Origin of the sequence: Oscillatoria sp. FACHB-1407, from assembly GCF_014697545.1 — a bacterium.
Taxonomy (GTDB): Bacteria; Cyanobacteriota; Cyanobacteriia; order Elainellales; family Elainellaceae; genus FACHB-1407.
The window spans coordinates 169,820-187,505 of the sequence record NZ_JACJSA010000013.1 but is presented as its reverse complement, the minus strand read 5'-3'; the positions used below and the strand labels follow the sequence as shown (position 1 = coordinate 187,505).

Genomic DNA, 17,686 nt, shown 5'->3' with positions numbered 1-17,686 from the left:
GATTATTATCATCAGCGGAGATAGCTCTCATGAAGCGCACAGTCAGTCAACTCAAAACGGCTGTTATGACGATGACAGCAACGGTATCAGTGGCGATCGCCGCTGATTGTGTTCCGGTCAGTGCTGCGGCATTAATTGAAAAGAATTTGTTCTTTGGGCAAAATATTTCGGGGGGCGGGCAAGTTTCAGATGAGCAGTTTCAAGTGTTTGTAGACTCCGTTGTTACGCCTCAATTTCCAGCAGGGTTAACCATCACTGACGCAAACGGACAGTTTTTAGATAGCACAGGAACATTAGTTCAAGAGCCATCCAAGTTAGTGACTCTGTTTGTTGAAGATACACCTGAAACAGATGCAGCTATTAATGCAATTGTTGCATCGTATTTACAACAGTTTAATCAGGAAAGTGTTTTACAAGTCACGAATGAAGACGAATTACAGGTTGGTTTTGGAGCAGGTGAAAACTTAATTGACAATGATCCAACTCCTGAACTGATTCAAGTGGAATTGTTCTTTGGACGCAACATTCCAGGTGGAGGAGAAGTCTCCGAGTCTCAGTTTGAAGCTTTTGTGGATGCGATCATTACAGCTCGTTTTCCAGCAGGATTAACTATTTTTGATGGGGATGGACAGTTCCGAGATAGCACTAACACAATTATTGAAGAACAGTCGAAAATAGTCCGACTGTTATTAGAAGACACTGTGGAAAATGAGGAAGCGATCGATGAGATCATTAATGCCTATATCGAACAGTTTAACCAGGAAAGTGTTTTAGTTGCTGTTAACGAAGATGTAGCTGTTGGTTTTGATGTTGATGAAGATGTCATCGATAATGATCCGACTCCTGAACTAATTTTAACCGACTTGTTCTTTGGGCGTAACATTTCAGGAGGCGGTGAGGTTTCAGAAAGCCAATTTCAAGCATTTGTAGATAGCGTAATTACCCCTCGCTTTCCACTTGGCTTAACTATTTTTGATACAGATGGACAATTCAGAGACAGTACAGGCACCATTATTGAGGAGCGATCGAAAGTCGTGCGGTTGTTACTCGAAGACACTGTTGAAAATGAAAACGCGATCGATGAAATTATTACGGCTTACACTCAGCAATTTAATCAGGAAAGCGTGTTGCAAGTCGTGGATGAGGATATCGATGTCGCATTTGATGCTGAACCGATCGCCGATGTTCCTGAACCTGCCTCAATACTAGGGCTACTGACGATCGGAGTTTTAGGAGTTGGGGGTATCCTTAAACGCAGAACCAATTCTTAAAAATACTCTTTCACAAAAAGATCCCCTTCTATTGAGGGGATCTTTGAAGTGTATAGCTTTGGTCAGAAATCTTATGACAAAGTTTACAGCTCAAACTCTGCCTCTAGGGGAGATTTCTGACTCGCCTCCGCCCTATCGAATGTAGCTACGGTCATACCGTTTCTATAAATTTAGACTATGCATCCATACATTGGTAGGGGTGGTTCGCGAACCGCCCCTACCCTATCTGCCGTTCTACTTTTAGGAATTGGCATTATTTATCTTCTTAATAGTACAAAGGTTAACTATCATTGTTAGTTGCTGTACTGATTTGGGCATTGTATAAAAGTAGGCTCTTGCAGCCTTGCTCTGAGCAATGTGCAAGCAGGCTTCATACTACCTCTTCACCTCCTGAAGAGGGGTCTGGAAGATTTGATAGTCAACCAATTTGCTTCCCTAGCCCCCTAATTTTACGGAAACGAATTGGAACCTCTCACACTTGACGAATTTAGGAAATAAATGCAGTAACTTGTCTGCTTTTTAGACATTCTCTAATCATTCGTAACTACTTCATCGTCTTCCACGGCTTTCCCTTCGTCAAACAAGGCAAATCACTATTTAACTCTAATGCTGTGCAGTTTTGTGAAACTGTGCTGTTTTGACTTGCTTTCACAACTTTATCCCTAATTGCATCTATTTCGCTCACTAAAGGAAAACGTTGAACTATGGCGTCCCCAATTCTAAATGTTTCTGGTTCAATAACTGCTAGCACCACTCCACAGGTTATTGCAGCAGGTCTCACAATCGATCCCAACGGTCAAACCACGTTGGATGGGGCGCAGGTGTCACTGGGTACAGGCTTTGTCAGCAGCGATCGCCTGGGTATCAATGGGCAAGGCACCGCAATGAGCGGCACAATTAACGGGTTGTCCTGGACTTACAACACTAACAAAGGGTTGCTTACCCTAACGGGAAACGCCTCAATCAGCACCTACGAAGCTACTCTTCAACAGGTAACTTACTACAGCAATGGTGCGGTTTCTGGCAATGGTCGATACATTCAATTTTCTCTCGGAGCTAACCTCGTTAACCCGAGCAATGGTCACTTTTATGAGTATGTATCTAGCTATGGCTCCTGGGTGCAAGCCAAAGCCAATGCCGAAAGCAGAAGTTACTTTGGTCTTCAGGGCTACTTGCTAACTGCGACTAGTGCCCAGGAATATGCCTTCGTCAGTAACAAGTTGCAAAGCAATGGTTGGCTTGGAGCAAGCGATGCGGATGTCGAAGGTCTGTGGCAATGGGCAACGGGACCGGAAGCGGGAACTCCTTTTTGGCAGGGATTGAGCAATGGAAGTAGCATTAACGGAGCCTACTCGAACTGGGCACCTGGTGAACCGAATAATGTTGGTGATGAGGATTACGCTCAGTTTTTAAGTGGAGGGCAGTGGAATGACTTACCCGGCGGGAACTTCTCCCTGCCAGGCTATATTGTTGAATACGGTGGAATGCCGACTGATCCAACGCTCCAAATTGCAGGCAGTGTCGCGTTGATTGTGCCTGATAGCATAGCCCCGACAGCAACCTATTCAACTCAAGTCTCCTCTACAAGCAATTTAGTCATTAACTTTAATGAGCCTGTAACAAAGGGAACTGGCTTTCTTGTTATTACAAAAATGTCCGATGGCTCTGTTGTTGAAACGATCGACATTGCCTCTAACAAAGTGACTGTAAGTCCAGATGGGCAAACTATTACGATCGACCCCAGCAACGATTTAATAGCAAATGAAGGCTACTATGTCACGATCGATAGCGGTGCGTTCAATGATCTGGCAAATAACGCTTTTGCAGGCATGAGTAACTCAACAACCTGGCAATTTACGGTTACACCTCCTGACACAGCTCCAACCGCAACTTTCTCAACGGATATTGATCCTGCTAGCAATCTGGTGATGACCTTCAACGAAATGGTGTTGAAGGGCACAGGTAACATTGTTATCAAAAAGTCCAGCGATGACTCAATCGTTGAAACAATCAACGTGGCATCTAATCAAGTTGGAATTAATGGAACAACGGTTACTATCAATCCCAATACCTATCTGTCTAATCTAACTGATTATTATGTCACGATCGACAGCGGCACCTTCAAGGATCTGACCAACAACGTTTATGCAGGAGTGAGCGATAAGACGACCTGGAGCTTCAGGGTAGAGGATACTGCTCCTCCGCAGCTAGCTCACTCTAACTTTGAGTCCTCGACAAACAACCTCGTTGCCACCTTCAATGAGCCTATTACAAAAGGCACAGGCAACATTGTCGTTAAGCGAACCAGCGATGATTCGGTGGTAGAGACGATCGGTGTTACTTCTGGGCAAGTTGTACTCAGCTCAGATGGTCAAACGGTCACGATTGATCTCACAACTGATCTAGCTGCAAATACAGGCTACTACGTTACGGTTGATAGTGGAGCGTTCAAGGATGTAGCCAATAACAGCTATTCCGGAATCAATGATAAAAATACCTGGAGCTTTACAGCTGCTGACTCTATTCCCCCAACTGCAACTTTTTCGACTTCAGTCGCTCCTGGTGGCAACTTGGTCATTACCTTTAATGAACCAGTTGAAATCGAATACTGGTGGGACAGCGTCGTCATATGGAGATCGGATAATGGCAATTTCGTCGAAGCATTTGATTCTCCTGAGCATTTTACACTTAGCTCTGGCAATAGGGTTGTAACTATCAACCCTAGCGTAGATTTAACAGAGGGTACAGCCTATTACGTCACGATTGGTTATCTCTTCCGAGACTCTTCCGGCAACTTTTATCCCGGATTTGGAGACAATACGACTTGGAGCTTCACCGTCACTGATGTCAACCATGCAGCAATTATTGGTGGTACTACTACCGGAAACGTTACTGAAGATGGAACCCTTACCGCAAACGGTTCTCTTTCCATTACTGATGTTGATACTGGAGAAGCTTCTTTTGTTGCTCAAAGCTCAGTAGCAGGTACCTATGGTTCCTTCAACATCGACACGGCTGGAGCTTGGATTTACACTGCTGACAATACAAAACTTCAGGCTCTTAAAGCTGGTCAAACTGTCACTGACAGCTTTGATGTTGCCAGTGTAGACGGTACAACTCAGACCATTACCATCACGGTTAATGGTGCAAATGACCCTGCAACTATTGGTGGTACTACTACAGGCACCGTTGCTGAAGATGGAACCCTTACCGCAAACGGTTCTCTTTCCATCACTGATGTTGATACTGGAGAAGCTTCTTTTGTTGCTCAAAGCTCAGTAGCAGGTACCTATGGTTCTTTCAATGTGGATACGGCTGGAGCTTGGACTTACACCGCAGATAACACAAACCTTCAGGCTCTTAAAGCTGGTCAAACTGTCACTGACAGCTTTGATGTTGCCAGTGTGGATGGTACTACCCAAACCGTTACCATCACGGTTAATGGTGCAAATGACCCTGCAACTATTGGTGGTACTACTACCGGAAGTGTTACCGAAGATGGAACCCTTACCGCAAATGGTTCTCTTTCCATCACCGATGTTGATACCGGAGAAGCCTCCTTTGTTGCCCAAAGCTCAGTAGCAGGTACTTATGGTTCTTTCAGTGTGGATACGGCTGGAGCTTGGACTTACACCGCAGATAACACAAAACTTCAGGCTCTTAAAGCTGGTCAAACTGTCACTGACAGCTTTGATGTTGCCAGTGTAGATGGAACAACTCAGACCATTACCATCACGGTTAATGGTGCAAATGACCCTGCAATTATTGGTGGTACTACTACCGGAAGCGTTACTGAAGATGGAACCCTAACGGCTAACGGTACACTTTCCATTACTGATGTTGATACTGGAGAAACCTCCTTTGTTGCCCAAACTGGAGCAATTGGAACCTATGGTTCTTTCAATGTTGATACAGCTGGAGCTTGGACTTACACCGCAGATAACACAAAACTTCAGTCTCTTAAAGCTGGTCAAACTACCACTGATAGCTTTGATGTTGCAAGCATTGATGGCACAACTCAGACCATTACCATCACGGTTAATGGTGCAAATGACCCTGCAACTATTGGTGGTACTACTACCGGAAGTGTTACCGAAGATGGAACCCTAACGGCTAACGGTTCTCTTTCCATCACTGATGTTGATACCGGAGAAGCTTCTTTTGTCGCTCAAAGCTCAGTAGCAGGTACCTATGGTTCTTTCAATGTTGATACGGCTGGAGCTTGGATTTACACTGCTGATAACACAAAACTTCAGGCTCTTAAAGCTGGTCAAACTGCCACTGACAGCTTTGATGTTGCCAGTGTAGATGGAACAACTCAGACCATTACCATCACGGTTAATGGTGCAAATGACCCTGCAACTATTGGTGGTACTACTACAGGCACCGTTACCGAAGATGGAACCCTTACCGCAAACGGTTCTCTTTCCATTACTGATGTTGATGCCGGAGAAACCTCCTTTGTTGCCCAAACTGGAGCAATTGGAACCTATGGTTCTTTCAGTGTGGATACGGCTGGAGCTTGGACTTACACTGCTGACAATACAAAACTTCAGGCTTTTAAAGCTGGTCAAACTGTCACTGATAGCTTTGATGTTGCCAGTGTAGACGGTACAACTCAGACCATTACGATTACCGTTAATGGTGCAAATGACCCTGCAACTATTGGTGGTACTACTACAGGCACCGTTACCGAAGATGGAACCCTAACGGCTAACGGTTCTCTTTCCATTACTGATGTTGATGCCGGAGAAACCTCCTTTGTTGCCCAAACTGGAGCAATTGGAACCTATGGTTCCTTCAACATCGACACGGCTGGAGCTTGGACTTACACTGCTGACAATACAAAACTTCAGGCTCTTAAAGCTGGTCAAACTGTCACTGACAGCTTTGATGTTGCCAGTGTAGATGGCACAACTCAGACCATTACCATCACGGTTAATGGTGCAAATGACCCTGCAACTATTGGTGGTAACACTACAGGCACCGTTACCGAAGATGGAACCCTTACCGCAAACGGTACACTTTCTATCACTGATGTTGATACCGGAGAAGCTTCTTTTGTTGCTCAAAGCTCAGTAGCAAGTACCTATGGTTCCTTCAGTGTGGATACGGCTGGAGCTTGGACTTACACTGCTGACAATACAAAACTTCAGGCTTTTAAAGCTGGTCAAACTGTCACTGATAGCTTTGATGTTGCCAGTGTGGATGGTATTACCCAAACCGTTACCGTTACCGCAGTCGGCGTTAATGATACGCCAACTGTAGCAGGGGCGATCGCCCCTCAAGTTGCTCGCGTTAGAGAACTATTTACCGTTACCTTGCCTGCCAACACATTTGCAGATCAAGATGCGGGGGATACTCTAACTCTTAGTGCAACCCTTGGGGATGGTAGTCCTCTACCCGCTTGGCTGACCTTCAATGCCAACACCCACCGTTTCAGTGGTACCCCTGACTTGGCTGACGCGGGCAACCTCAGCTTGAAGATCACAGCCACGGATAGTCAAGGAGCAAGCACCAGCAATATCTTTACCTTGACAGTTGAGCAACTCGTCGGTGAGCTTGGTATTCCAACCCCTTCGGTCTTCTTCAACGCACAGCAAGCAAGCACAACCTATCAAGGCACGTCTGGGGCAGACACAATATTTGGCACCTGGAGGAATGATGTCCTCAAGGGTGGAGATGGCAACGATCTGCTAAAAAGTGGATTTGCAAAAGCAATGTTTGGACAAGATTGGCTCTATGGGGAAGACGGTAATGATACGCTTTTTGGTGGCAAGGGCAATGACCTCCTAGATGGTGGTAAAGGGAACGATCGCTTGCATGGTGGCAGTGGTCGTGACTTGCTCAAAGGTGGTACTGACAGCGATCGCTTGATCGGTGGCAAGGGCAATGACATCTTAGTGGGTGGCAGCGGCAACGACACGCTTACTGGAAATCAAGGCAGAGATACCTTTGTTCTTGAGAACCTCGCTGATGGTGTGGATACCATTACTGACTTCAGAAGCGGCGATTTAATTGATTTGCGTTCTCTGCTATCACAACCACAGTTTGCAGCGGTTAATGCGTTTGTAAAATTTACCCAGTTTGTGCAGTTGCAACAGGTGGGAGCAAACACGCAAATTCAAATTGACACAGATGGAATTGGTGCAGGAACAGCAACCACAACGCTGGCAGTGCTTAAGAACGTTTCAGCCAGCAACATCTCTTCAGTGCAATTCTTGATCAACAACTAGCATCAACCCGCTTATTGTAAATGCATCATGATATCCACCTTGATTATGGTCTAGTATCATGATGCATTCACAACATCTGCTGTACTGAAAACTTTCTTTGCCTTAAGCTTTCTGACCAAAGTTATATTTGCTCATCCACACAAAATCTTACTCTGTTAATTCATCAACTCAATGCGTAATTTGTGAGAAGTCAGCCGATATCTCAATAGAGAGGATTCATGCTTACGGCGGACACTTCCATTGACCGTTATAAATCTGGCTTTGCTTTAGCATCAAACCTCCTAGAACTAGCCCCCAATTAGGAGATTGAAAATGGCTACTTACGGTTCTTCTTACAGCGACAACAATACCTTTGGTTCCGATGGTGCATATCATGCTGCTCTTTATGGCAGTGAAGCCTTTGATATCATTTACGGTCTTGCGGGAAATGACCTGATTTACGGCTTAGGTGGAAGTGACATCATTGATGCAGGTTTGGATCACGATACTGTGTTTGGTGATGCAGGTGATGACACCCTGTTAGGGCGTTCGGGTAATGATACTCTGCATGGTGGCATTGGCAGCGATTCCTTGTGGGGTGAAGGAGATCATGACTGGCTCCATGGAGGAGAAGGAAACGATTACCTTATGGGAGGTAGTGGTAACGACTTACTGACTGGAGTTCAGTGGGACGAATGGAACGCTGGACAAGGGGAGATTGATGAATTAACTGGTGGCAGTGGAGCGGATACCTTTGTTTTGGGTGATTCTTACGAAGCGTATTATGACGATGGTTACTCAGGGTCTCTTGGCACCTCTGACTATGCTCTAATCAAGGACTTTAACGCTAACCAGGATAAGATTACCCTGCATGGGTCTAGCTCCGATTACGTCATTGGTGGTTCTGGTGTTTCAGGAATCACTGGTTTAGGGATATATCGTCTGCAATCAGGTTCGTTTGAATTGGTCGGCATCCTCCAGAATGTGTCTTATCAGTCAGTAAGTTTGACCAATTCAAACCAGTTCCAATACGCCTAGATATTGCTTGTGTGCGATCGCTCGCGACGAGTGGTAAGGGATTAGAGGGGTAGAAGAGAACTAGGGAATTACTCCTCCACTCCTCTACTCCTCTACTTCTGCAATTCATCACTCATTCATTGTTCTATAAACGGCAACTGCTGACGGAGATTCACGACTGAGATAATTAAAAATTTAATACTTGAGAGTTGCATCCATCATCACTGGAACTGTTGCGATAAATAGAAAAAGGCGTTGCTGAAGCTGTAATGAGCTAAGCGAACAGAGGAACCGTTCGATACTAGTGTTGCGAACACAAAGTTCTGCAATGTAGGGGGTTTGGGGGCTTCGCCCCAAAGAAGGGGTGGAACCCCTTCACCCCTTTCAAAACTTATTTTTTGCTGTACTAGGAGCAAACGCAGAGAGTACTTCAACATCTCAGTGGATTTGGAGTAACACAGGGTCTTCCGGTGTAGTCGCGCCAAGTAATGCCGTTTGAGTGGAGTTACATTGGGGGCATTTCATGCCTGAATCATACCCAATCTAGCATTACCATTTCAGCAACGCCCTTCATGGTGTTTGTGTCCTTTACAAGTCAATTACGATTTTGCTGAGGGCTGTTCCTTGCTCCACCGCTTCATGGGCGGACAAAGCTGTCTCTAATGTGAAATGGCGAGGGTCAACGACTGGACGCAGTTGCCCAGCTTCCGCCAACTGTGTTGCCTGACGTAGAATGTCACCATGACGGGCGCGACCTTCACCAGTCAATAGAGGCAGAAGTACAAACACGCCAGAATAGGTCGCACCCTTGCGTGAAATGGGCATCAGAGAATGGGTTCCCCAACCATAATTACTGACGACGTGGCCGTAATTGCGAACTGCCTTAAACGCATCATCCAACGTGGAGCCACCCACCGAGTCGTAGACGACATCAAAGCCGCGATCGCCTGTAAATGTTTGTACAATCTCTTCGATCGTGGTGTTGTGGTAGTCAATGGGTACAGCACCGAGTTGTCGCACCATCTCATGCTTTGCAGTTGAAGCAGTCGCAAATACTTTAGCCCCATGCGCTTTAGCAATTTGCACAGCAACATGACCGACACCGCCAGAACCACCGAGCACAAGGACTCTTTGACCTTCGTGTACATTGGCGCGATCGACTAACCCCTCCCATGCCGTCAGAAATACCAGCGGCAGAGCGGCTGCTTCTCGCATGGTGAGGTTAGTGGGTTTCTTTGCCAGCAAAGCCACATCAACCGCCGCAAATTCGGCCAGTGACCCTTGCACTCCACCCACTCCACCTGTCATCCCGTAAACTTCATCGCCAACCTGAAATGTGGTGACATCTTGCCCGATGGCTTCCACAACTCCAGCCATGTCAATTCCTAACACGGCAGGAAGAACGGGTTTAGCATGAGGTGCTTTACCAGTGCGGATTTTGCTGTCAAGTGGATTAACTCCACTTGCTTTAATCCGTACCAAGACTTGATTAGCAGTCGGTTCCGGTTGCGGAATATCAACGCTACGAAAAGTTGCTGTTTGAAAATCATCTAGAATCAGTGCGTGCATTGTTAGAAATACCTCCGTTGTAGCTTTGCAATACGACTTGTTGACGTTAGTTGAGCCACGGTTTGAGAATGATTTTGCCCGTCGATCGCCTCGACTCCAGGATTTCATGCGCCTCTACGACCTGGCTCAAGGGCAGAATGTGGCTGATTTTGACTTCGATTTGACCTGACAAGATTAACTTGGAGAGATCTTGAAGGGCTTGAACGGCTTCCCGTGGTTTTCCTTGAAACTGTCCAGCAATGTAGTAGCCTAGTAACGATTGATTGGCTCTACCCAAACGAATTGGCTCTACAGCACCGATTGTTTGTCCAACGCTGCCGTAAACTACAAGACGACCAAACGTAGCCAGAATTGCAAGACTTTCATCAAAGATATCGCCTCCCCCAGTCATTTCCAGTACAACGTCGATACCTTTGCCATCGGTGAGCGATCGCACCTCTTTAGACCAATTGGGCTGACTGTAGGCGATCGCGTAATCTGCTCCTAACTGGAGTGCGCTATCTCGCTTCGACTCTGAACTCACCCCCGCAAAAATGGGATTTGCACCAAGTACTTTGGCAATCTGAATCGCGTAGCTGCCGACACCTCCTGTTGCACCCGGAATAAACACACTTTCGCCGGGTTGCAATCGTGCCACATCGCGTAGCATTTGGAATGCAGTAACCCCTGCAATCACCAGCGTAGAAGCCTGATCTACGGTCATCCCTTCAGGGATAGGAATGGTTTGCCTGATATCTGCGATCGCGTATTGAGCATAACCGCCCATACCGCCATTGGGGAGTACAGCAAAGACCCGATCGCCGACCTTGATGCCTTTAACATCTTCTCCTACTGCGGTAACAGTGCCAGCGACCTCACTCCCTAAAATGGCTGGTAGCGGAGTGGGATACGGGTAGGAATCATTGCGTCTTCTCATCAGGTCGGCAAAGTTAACGCTCACCGATTCCACTTTGATCAGCACCTGATTGGATGCAGGAATGGGCTTCTCCACATCTTCGTAGACAAATACATTAGGTTTACCGTACTGGTGCAGTCGAGCGGCTTTCATTCGATCGGGTTCTTTCATTGAGGTGTTCATATTGCAGTGCTTTTTGGGGTGTAGGGTGTGGGGTGTAGGGTGTGGGGCGCGATCGCTCAAACTTACGCACTTTGAAAAACTGCTCCACCATACGGAGAACCGACTACACCGCCATCGACAAAAAGTTCGACAGAGTTCACATAGGAGGCATCATCCGAAGCGAGGAAGAGAACAGCTTTGGCGATTTCGTCTGCTTCTCCCCAACGCCCCAGTGGAATCGTTGCTGCTAAACGCTTTGCCATTTCATCTGCTTGCTCAGGTGGTAAGGGATTACGGCTCCAGATTGGGGTCTTTGTTGCTCCTGGTGCAACGACATTCACCCGAATGCGGCGCGGTGCGAGATCGGATGCTAGCGATCGCGCCATACCGACAATACCCGCCTTACTTGCTGCGTAGGCTGCATGCCCGCCTCGCCCCTGTGAACCAATACGCCCCTGTGAAGCAATAATTGAGCCGTTCAAGATGATAGAAGAACCATCTTTGAGTAACGGTAATGCGGCTTGTACGGTCAGAAAAGCACCTGTTAAATTCACGCGAATGATGTTCTCAAAAATGGCTTCGTCAGTGCTGCCAACAGGCGTTCTTGCAGAGATACCAGCATTAGCGAAGACAATATCCAATTCGCCAAACTGATGACCGAGTTTATCGAAAAGGTCGGTGCGAGTAGTGGAGTCCGTCACATCTGCACGATAGGCAACAGCGTTCGCGCCCAACTCCTCAACAGCGGCATCCAGTGTTGTTTGATCGCGGCCCGTGATGGCTACCTCAGCCCCTTCCTGGATGAAGAGCCGAGCCGTAGCAAAACCAATACCGCTGTTGCCTCCGGTAATCAATGCCTTTTTACCTGTAAGTTTCATGGAACTGTCTCCTTTGGAAGTTTCAAGTTAGAAATGTTGTCTACTACCCGTTGCAGCCGATTGTTCAACCGCATCAATAAGACGGTGCAAAGTCACAGCGTCTGCAAATGACGGTGCCGTTTTTGTGCCATTTTTGAGGTCACTCGCAAGAAGGGCATAGTTATTGGAAACGGTTGTTGCAATAACCCCTATCTCTGCATTTGCCGTTACATACTTTTGTGGAATATCAAGATCTCGCACAGCCGCATCAGCACCTTGAGCAGCTTGGATCTTCGTTTCACCAACGCCAGGATAGCCCAGTGAACTGGTGACAATTAAATCCCCTTCTGTTCCATTAATCTCTAATCTAAAATTACTGCCGCGTGATAACCCCCCTCGGAAATGGGCAGAAATCACAACACCGTTTGCCATTTTGCCGCTGATGGCAATTTGATCGGGTGTTTCCATTGCAACCATAGTGCCCGTCTCAACGATCTGCACCATCTTTCTTCGGGTGTCTAATGTTGCCATCACCTCACTTAATCTAGAGTTCAACACATAACTTACAGAATCGATCGCGTGGGCAAAAGCAACATTGATCATGCCCGCGCCATTTTTGGGATTCAAGGTGTAAGCAAATTGTTCAGGAATGGTTGCTCCACCGATGATTCCTGACCCAATTAGTGATGCAGATAAAACCTCGCCTACATAACCGTCGTGAATTAAGTCTCGGATGAAATTCACTTCTGGCATCGCGCGAGATTGTAGTCCCACTACTGTATGAATGTTATATTTTTCAGCAAGTTGCTCTAGCTCAATTGCCTCGTGTAGCCCATTCCCCAAAGGCCATTCACAATACACTGCTTTTCTAGCCTGGATTGCAGCACTCACTAATTCAAAGTGATAAGGCACTTTAACGGTGACAACAACTAAATCGACATCTGGATGTGCTAACAACTCCTCGTGATGTTGAAAGGCATGGGGTACATTAAATTTGAGCGCGGCGTCGTTCGCTACACCTAGATTTGAATTTGTCAGCGCAACGATTTCAAAGTCGGGTGATGTTTGTAGTGCAGGGATGTGAGCAGTCATCGCCCATCCACGGGAGGGATGAACACCGATAAGACCTACGCCAATTTTTCCGTTTCTCATGGTAATTCCCCCTCCTCTAACGTCATGTGCAAGCCAGTAACTAACGAGATCACACCAACGACACCAAAGCTTGGAATCCAGTGTTTCTGATTGGGTTTCTCAAGACCAAAATACACATAGGTCACTAGCAGAACGAGTCTAGCTACCAGATTTATGAGCATAAGTGTGATGTAATCAATAAACATTTAGACCTCCTGCAATTGTTTGAAAAGACATTCATGTTGTAGAAGTCTGAGAAGTAAGTGTTGTGCTGCTCTCATTCTTCAATCTCTATTTGATTTGAAGCATGGAAGTTTACTGGATCATCTGTAGGTTAGAGGCAAATTCAACGCACTTAAATCTTGATTTAAGGTGTAATCAAACTCAACACAAAATCAAACTCAGTTGTGTAAAATGGTTTACTTTGCTGTCGCACCTTCAGTTCTTCTGGTGCTTCGTGTTTTTTCAATTGAACAACTGCCGATCGCACTGCAAAAGTTGTATCAGAATCCAGATGAGGATCGCCAGCGATAAAAATTTGAGTAGTCAGCGGAGTGTATTCCGGAGCACTGAGTTTGAAATGAATGTGAGCCGCCCGCCAGGTATGCCGTCCTAGCAACCGCAGCAATTCACCTGATGGACCGTTGGCAGGCACGTTGTAACCCAGAGGCACCACCGTTTCAAAGGCATACTGTCCACTGGCATCTGTTTTGAAACGTCCCCGAAAGTTCCCCTGTGGTTGAGAGGAATCCTGAATGTCATACAGCCCTTTAGAATTGGGTTGCCATACCTCAATCAGAGCATTGGCGATCGGTTGACCCTTTACATCTAAAACCCTACCTGAGAGAAACAGCGCGTCACCTTCTGGATCAATGCCGATGCGCGCTGCTTCGCAGATACCCCCAAGGGGGTCGCCCATCTGCCGTTCTGGTGCATGCGGCACATACAACGGACCTTCCAAATTACTTTCTGTACTGTGATGGGTATCTTGCAGCAATTCTACCAACTCCGAAATTCCCAATAAATCCGTCAACAAATGGATTTCTCCAGTCGGAATTTCTTGAGTGTAATGGCTTGCCTGATTCAGAAAATCGCGTCCCTGTTGTAATTCAGGTTCCGTCAAATTCACCTCACGCACAAAGTCATGCAGATGTTGAACCAAGCTTGCGTAAACTTCATGCAATCGTGGATTAGATTTGCCGCGATCGCCATGGTTCACAACCGCTTGAGTAATCGTGTCAAGTGTGATGTTTTGCATGATGAATTCCATGTTTTTTGAGTTATTGTTCTATCGCTAATTGGTCATTTGTCATTCGTCTCTATGATTCAGATGACAGATGACCAGTAACGAATGACAATTTAGCTGTTAGCTGGGGGAAGAATGGTTAGGCCGTATTGGGGAGCTAAAGCGATCGTCTTTTGAATGTCTGCTTCTGTGACAGGGGGTGGCGGTGCGGTTGGATCATCAGCCGGGGTGCCAATTTCCATGAAAAATTGTTCCAATCCAGCCGGAGTCATCCAACAAAGTACTTTTGCAGGCTGGTCACTAATGTTGGCAAACCGATGACGCTGACCTCTCGGTGAGTAGATGAATGTCCCGGAGGTTGCTGTCAGAGTTTGTTCCTCAATTTGGAACTGGATTTCTCCCGATTGCACCAAGAAAGATTCGTCTTCGCGACTGTGAATGTGCAGAGGAGAACCAGTCTGAGGATAAACAACCATTTCCATCAGTGAATACATCCCATTTGTATCCTGGCTCACTGTCTTAAAGGTGTATAAATCGCCCAGCACCCAGTAAGACTTTCCCTGATCGGGTTGTACTACAAGACCGTTGTGATTCATTGGATTTGTTAACATGATTGTCTCTCCAGAGTGTAAGTTTTACTGGACAAGTGTCTGTTTTCTTGACTTGAAATCTTCTCAATCAGTTCTAATCGTGATTGTTGTAAGCCATCAATTTGCTCCTCTACTTCCTCAAGTTGAATCAAGAGAGTTGAAAGACTGCGATCGCCTTGAAGCCTCAAAAACGAATCAATTTCACTTTTTAAATTCATATCCACCTCACGCTTGTGATTTATAGTTTTGGTCAGAAAGCTTAGTACTGTGATTCACAGATAGGATTTGGAAATAAAACCAGGGGGTATGGGGGCTTCGCCCCCAGTCAGGGGTTCCACCCCTGCACCCCGAATTCCCACCCCTATTTACGACGAGTTGTACTTAGGGTAAAGCTAATGGCTCAAACCCTGACTCTGGGGAGCTTCCTGACACGTCCTCGTCCCATCGTATGGGGCTACGGCTATACAACGAGGTCAAACAGGATGAGTTTCGATACCGCTTGGTTAAGGAGACAAGGTGAATGGGAAAAGGGCTAAAAGCAAGATATTTTCCCTTTACCCCTTCTTGAACCGAAAAGTGTTGGGATGAGTTTTTAACCAACTTGATTCAGCAAAATCCATACGATAAACAGAAGACTCAATACCAGAAGATAAGCCAGGGGTATGAGACTGATTTTGAACGCGATCGCTATTCTCTGAGTTATTGCCATCACCAGGGCAGCGATCAGAGAGGCAAAATAGACCAATGGATAACTAATAGAGCCAATGAGAGCACTTTTAACGACCGCCATCAGCAACCGCTCTGCATCTCCACTCCAAGGGGCAGCAAGACCCATAGCTCCAGCGAGAAATACTCCCGGATAGATCAACAGTGGTAATCCTCCAATGATGAGAGCAAGCGTTGTTTTGAAACGCATTATTCTCCTTTGCTGTAATCGGTCATATGAGATTCTTTGAGACATGATAAGAAACCTAATTATTTGGAGCAAAGATGGCTGCCATCAACCGTTCAATAGTCCAGCGATCGCAATAGCGAATGCCATTAATAAACAACGTTGGGGTATGGATTACTCCACTTTGAATTCCGCTTTCAATGTCCTGATGAATGCGATCAAGATGGACGTGTTGGCACATATCTCGTAGAAATTGGCAGGTATCGAGTCCTAAATCATTGGCGTACTCGATTAAATAGCCGTCCCCTAACATCCGTTGATGGGTGAATAGACTGTCGTGCATCTGCCAAAACTGTCCTTGAAAAGCGGCTGCCTCAACTGCTTCAGCTGCACGCTGAGCCTGGGGATGAATTTGCGTTTGTGGAAAATGACGAAAGACAAAACACAAAAAATTCTCTCCAAGTGAAACAACGTGGTGTTGAATGACTTTAATCAAGCGATAAACGTCTGCACTTCGAGAATCTTGATAATCCCCGTACATGACCAACACCACAGTAGAATTGAGTACACCTTGAATGTGGTCATGTGTTGAAGGTAGAACGATTAATGGATGATGTTTGTAGTCATTGCTCACTGATACCTCTGAAGGGGAAACACGCTAATTACAAGCGATTAGCACAGAGCATAACTCCGCAAGAACCGCTACACGTTCTTTTGTCTACACTTTGTGAAAGCAAACTTGAATTTTGCAACTTGATTGCTATTTGTTGTTTGCATGCATTCAATATATAAAATTGGCTCTGAATAGTCGTCCATTCAGAGTTGACAATTCTATTCAATCAAGTGATTGATAAACCCAATCATCTCAAAATGGAGGAATATCTCCAACTTAAGTTGGAGACCAGATTCAATCTCACCTACAAACTGACAATTCCACGTTTAACCGCAATAATCACAGCTTGCGTGCGATCGCTCACTCCCAATTTGCCCAAAATTCGATTGACATGAGACTTGACCGTACTCTCACCAATATTCAGTGCAGCCGCAATATCTTGATTCGTCATACCCTGCGCCATTGAACGGAGTACTTCTAGCTCTCGTTCACTCAGCTCTGGATTGCCCATCCGTTGCACCAGTTTTGCCCCAACATCGGGTGGAATGTACTGCTGACCTCGATGCACGATACGAATTGCATCAAGCAGTTCGTCGGGTTTTGAATCCTTCAGTAGATATCCTTTCGCTCCTGCTTGTAAACCCCTATAAATGTCCTCGTCACCATCATAGGTGGTCAGTACAATAATTCGAGCCGATTTAAATTCAGCACAAATCGCGGTAATGGCTTCTACTCCTCCAACCTGGGGCATTCGTAAATCCATTAACGTGACATCCGGTTGGTGTTCACGGAAAAGGGCGATCGCCTGTTGTCCATCGTCTGCTTGAGCAATCACCTGCATTTCTGGGTTACGGTCAATAATTGTTGCCAATCCTTGTCTGAAGATGGAATGATCGTCAGCAATAAGAACTCGGATTTGGGGTGTGAGGTGTGGGGTATGGGATGCGGGGTGTGGAGTAGTCAAGGGGTGTCTATCCTCCTTTGAAGGCTTTGAAGGAGACGGTTAAGCAAACGTCCTGCACTTTCATACAACTCCTTACGATGATTTCGTCCATACCCCTCAGCCATGTTGGTGGGCACAGAAACACAAGCTCTACGGATCTGCGAAGTTAATCCATAAATTTCATGCTTGGGTATAACTTCTGTCGCTTGATAAACTTCCTTTGCCAATCGCATTGATACTTTCCAAGCCTCCAAATCACGATAACTCTCTAACTTACCCATAACC

Annotated in this window: 14 protein-coding genes and 1 pseudogene; 3 read left to right on the top strand and 12 right to left on the bottom strand. The window is 46.1% G+C overall.

The window, feature by feature from the left end:
* The first annotated feature begins 29 nt into the window (after positions 1–29).
* The 3 genes from H6G89_RS21080 (at position 30) to H6G89_RS36145 (ending at position 8,524) form a co-directional block, all read left to right on the top strand.
* A complete protein-coding gene (locus H6G89_RS21080; protein ID WP_190510017.1) occupies positions 30–1,271 on the top strand; it encodes a DUF3574 domain-containing protein in 1,242 nt (413 codons plus the stop codon).
* A gap of 704 nt (positions 1,272–1,975) precedes the next feature.
* Positions 1,976–7,507 (top strand): VCBS domain-containing protein, encoded by a 5,532-nt coding sequence (locus H6G89_RS21075; protein ID WP_190510016.1) that lies wholly within the window; start codon positions 1,976–1,978, stop codon positions 7,505–7,507.
* Between the two features lie 312 nt (positions 7,508–7,819).
* The gene (locus H6G89_RS36145) at positions 7,820–8,524 is read left to right on the top strand and encodes a calcium-binding protein (protein ID WP_190510015.1); all 705 of its coding nucleotides are present in this window, start codon (positions 7,820–7,822) and stop codon (positions 8,522–8,524) included.
* 386 nt (positions 8,525–8,910) lie between these two features.
* On the opposite strand, the pseudogene H6G89_RS21065 reads toward H6G89_RS36145, so the two are convergent.
* From H6G89_RS21065 to H6G89_RS21010, 12 genes and pseudogenes are all read right to left on the bottom strand, one after another.
* Positions 8,911–8,997 (bottom strand): annotated as a pseudogene (locus H6G89_RS21065) (IS1 family transposase); the annotation flags it as partial.
* Between the two features lie 94 nt (positions 8,998–9,091).
* Positions 9,092–10,180 carry a zinc-dependent alcohol dehydrogenase family protein gene (locus H6G89_RS21060; protein ID WP_242060044.1) on the bottom strand — a complete coding sequence of 363 codons (1,089 nt, stop codon included), beginning with the start codon at positions 10,178–10,180 and terminating at the stop codon, positions 9,092–9,094.
* Positions 10,119–11,138, bottom strand: coding sequence for a quinone oxidoreductase family protein (locus H6G89_RS21055; RefSeq protein WP_190510014.1), 1,020 nt, complete (start codon positions 11,136–11,138; stop codon positions 10,119–10,121). The genes H6G89_RS21060 and H6G89_RS21055 overlap by 62 nt, the downstream gene beginning before the upstream one ends.
* 74 nt (positions 11,139–11,212) lie before the next feature.
* The gene (locus tag H6G89_RS21050) at positions 11,213–12,007 is read right to left on the bottom strand and encodes a glucose 1-dehydrogenase (RefSeq protein WP_190510013.1); all 795 of its coding nucleotides are present in this window, start codon (positions 12,005–12,007) and stop codon (positions 11,213–11,215) included.
* 27 nt (positions 12,008–12,034) lie between these two features.
* The gene (locus H6G89_RS21045) at positions 12,035–13,138 is read right to left on the bottom strand and encodes a Gfo/Idh/MocA family protein (protein WP_190510012.1); all 1,104 of its coding nucleotides are present in this window, start codon (positions 13,136–13,138) and stop codon (positions 12,035–12,037) included.
* Positions 13,135–13,323 (bottom strand): DUF981 family protein, encoded by a 189-nt coding sequence (locus H6G89_RS21040; RefSeq protein ID WP_190510010.1) that lies wholly within the window; start codon positions 13,321–13,323, stop codon positions 13,135–13,137. Before H6G89_RS21040 ends, H6G89_RS21045 begins: the two co-directional genes overlap by 4 nt.
* Positions 13,324–13,484: 161 nt before the next feature.
* A complete protein-coding gene (locus H6G89_RS21035) occupies positions 13,485–14,375 on the bottom strand; it encodes a dioxygenase family protein (RefSeq protein ID WP_190510008.1) in 891 nt (296 codons plus the stop codon).
* Positions 14,376–14,476: 101 nt separating this feature from the next.
* Positions 14,477–14,974: a cupin domain-containing protein gene (locus tag H6G89_RS21030; protein WP_190510006.1), complete on the bottom strand. Its 498-nt coding sequence runs from the start codon at positions 14,972–14,974 to the stop codon at positions 14,477–14,479.
* Between the two features lie 571 nt (positions 14,975–15,545).
* Positions 15,546–15,869: a hypothetical protein gene (locus H6G89_RS21025; protein ID WP_190510004.1), complete on the bottom strand. Its 324-nt coding sequence runs from the start codon at positions 15,867–15,869 to the stop codon at positions 15,546–15,548.
* A 55-nt stretch (positions 15,870–15,924) separates the two neighbouring features.
* Complete coding sequence (locus tag H6G89_RS21020; RefSeq protein WP_190510002.1) at positions 15,925–16,479, bottom strand: DsbA family protein; 555 nt, start codon at positions 16,477–16,479, stop codon at positions 15,925–15,927.
* Between the two features lie 283 nt (positions 16,480–16,762).
* Positions 16,763–17,422: a response regulator gene (locus H6G89_RS21015; protein WP_199336848.1), complete on the bottom strand. Its 660-nt coding sequence runs from the start codon at positions 17,420–17,422 to the stop codon at positions 16,763–16,765.
* The gene (locus H6G89_RS21010; protein ID WP_190510000.1) at positions 17,419–17,682 is read right to left on the bottom strand and encodes a four helix bundle protein; all 264 of its coding nucleotides are present in this window, start codon (positions 17,680–17,682) and stop codon (positions 17,419–17,421) included. The genes H6G89_RS21015 and H6G89_RS21010 overlap by 4 nt, the downstream gene beginning before the upstream one ends.
* Positions 17,683–17,686 lie beyond the last annotated feature (4 nt).

Excerpts from the sequence above, each read along its gene's own strand:
- H6G89_RS21045 (WP_190510012.1), bottom strand. The coding sequence starts at position 13,138 with ATGAGAAACGGAAAAATTGGCGTAGGTCTTATCGGTGTTCATCCCTCC.
- H6G89_RS21075 (WP_190510016.1), top strand. The coding sequence starts at position 1,976 with ATGGCGTCCCCAATTCTAAATGTTTCTGGTTCAATAACTGCTAGCACC.
- H6G89_RS36145 (WP_190510015.1), top strand. The coding sequence starts at position 7,820 with ATGGCTACTTACGGTTCTTCTTACAGCGACAACAATACCTTTGGTTCC.
- H6G89_RS21040 (WP_190510010.1), bottom strand. The coding sequence starts at position 13,323 with ATGTTTATTGATTACATCACACTTATGCTCATAAATCTGGTAGCTAGA.
- H6G89_RS21050 (WP_190510013.1), bottom strand. The coding sequence starts at position 12,007 with ATGAAACTTACAGGTAAAAAGGCATTGATTACCGGAGGCAACAGCGGT.
- H6G89_RS21025 (WP_190510004.1), bottom strand. The coding sequence starts at position 15,869 with ATGCGTTTCAAAACAACGCTTGCTCTCATCATTGGAGGATTACCACTG.
- H6G89_RS21030 (WP_190510006.1), bottom strand. The coding sequence starts at position 14,974 with ATGTTAACAAATCCAATGAATCACAACGGTCTTGTAGTACAACCCGAT.
- H6G89_RS21080 (WP_190510017.1), top strand. The coding sequence starts at position 30 with ATGAAGCGCACAGTCAGTCAACTCAAAACGGCTGTTATGACGATGACA.
- H6G89_RS21055 (WP_190510014.1), bottom strand. The coding sequence starts at position 11,138 with ATGAAAGAACCCGATCGAATGAAAGCCGCTCGACTGCACCAGTACGGT.
- H6G89_RS21010 (WP_190510000.1), bottom strand. The coding sequence starts at position 17,682 with ATGGGTAAGTTAGAGAGTTATCGTGATTTGGAGGCTTGGAAAGTATCA.
- H6G89_RS21035 (WP_190510008.1), bottom strand. The coding sequence starts at position 14,375 with ATGCAAAACATCACACTTGACACGATTACTCAAGCGGTTGTGAACCAT.
- H6G89_RS21060 (WP_242060044.1), bottom strand. The coding sequence starts at position 10,180 with ATGAAATCCTGGAGTCGAGGCGATCGACGGGCAAAATCATTCTCAAAC.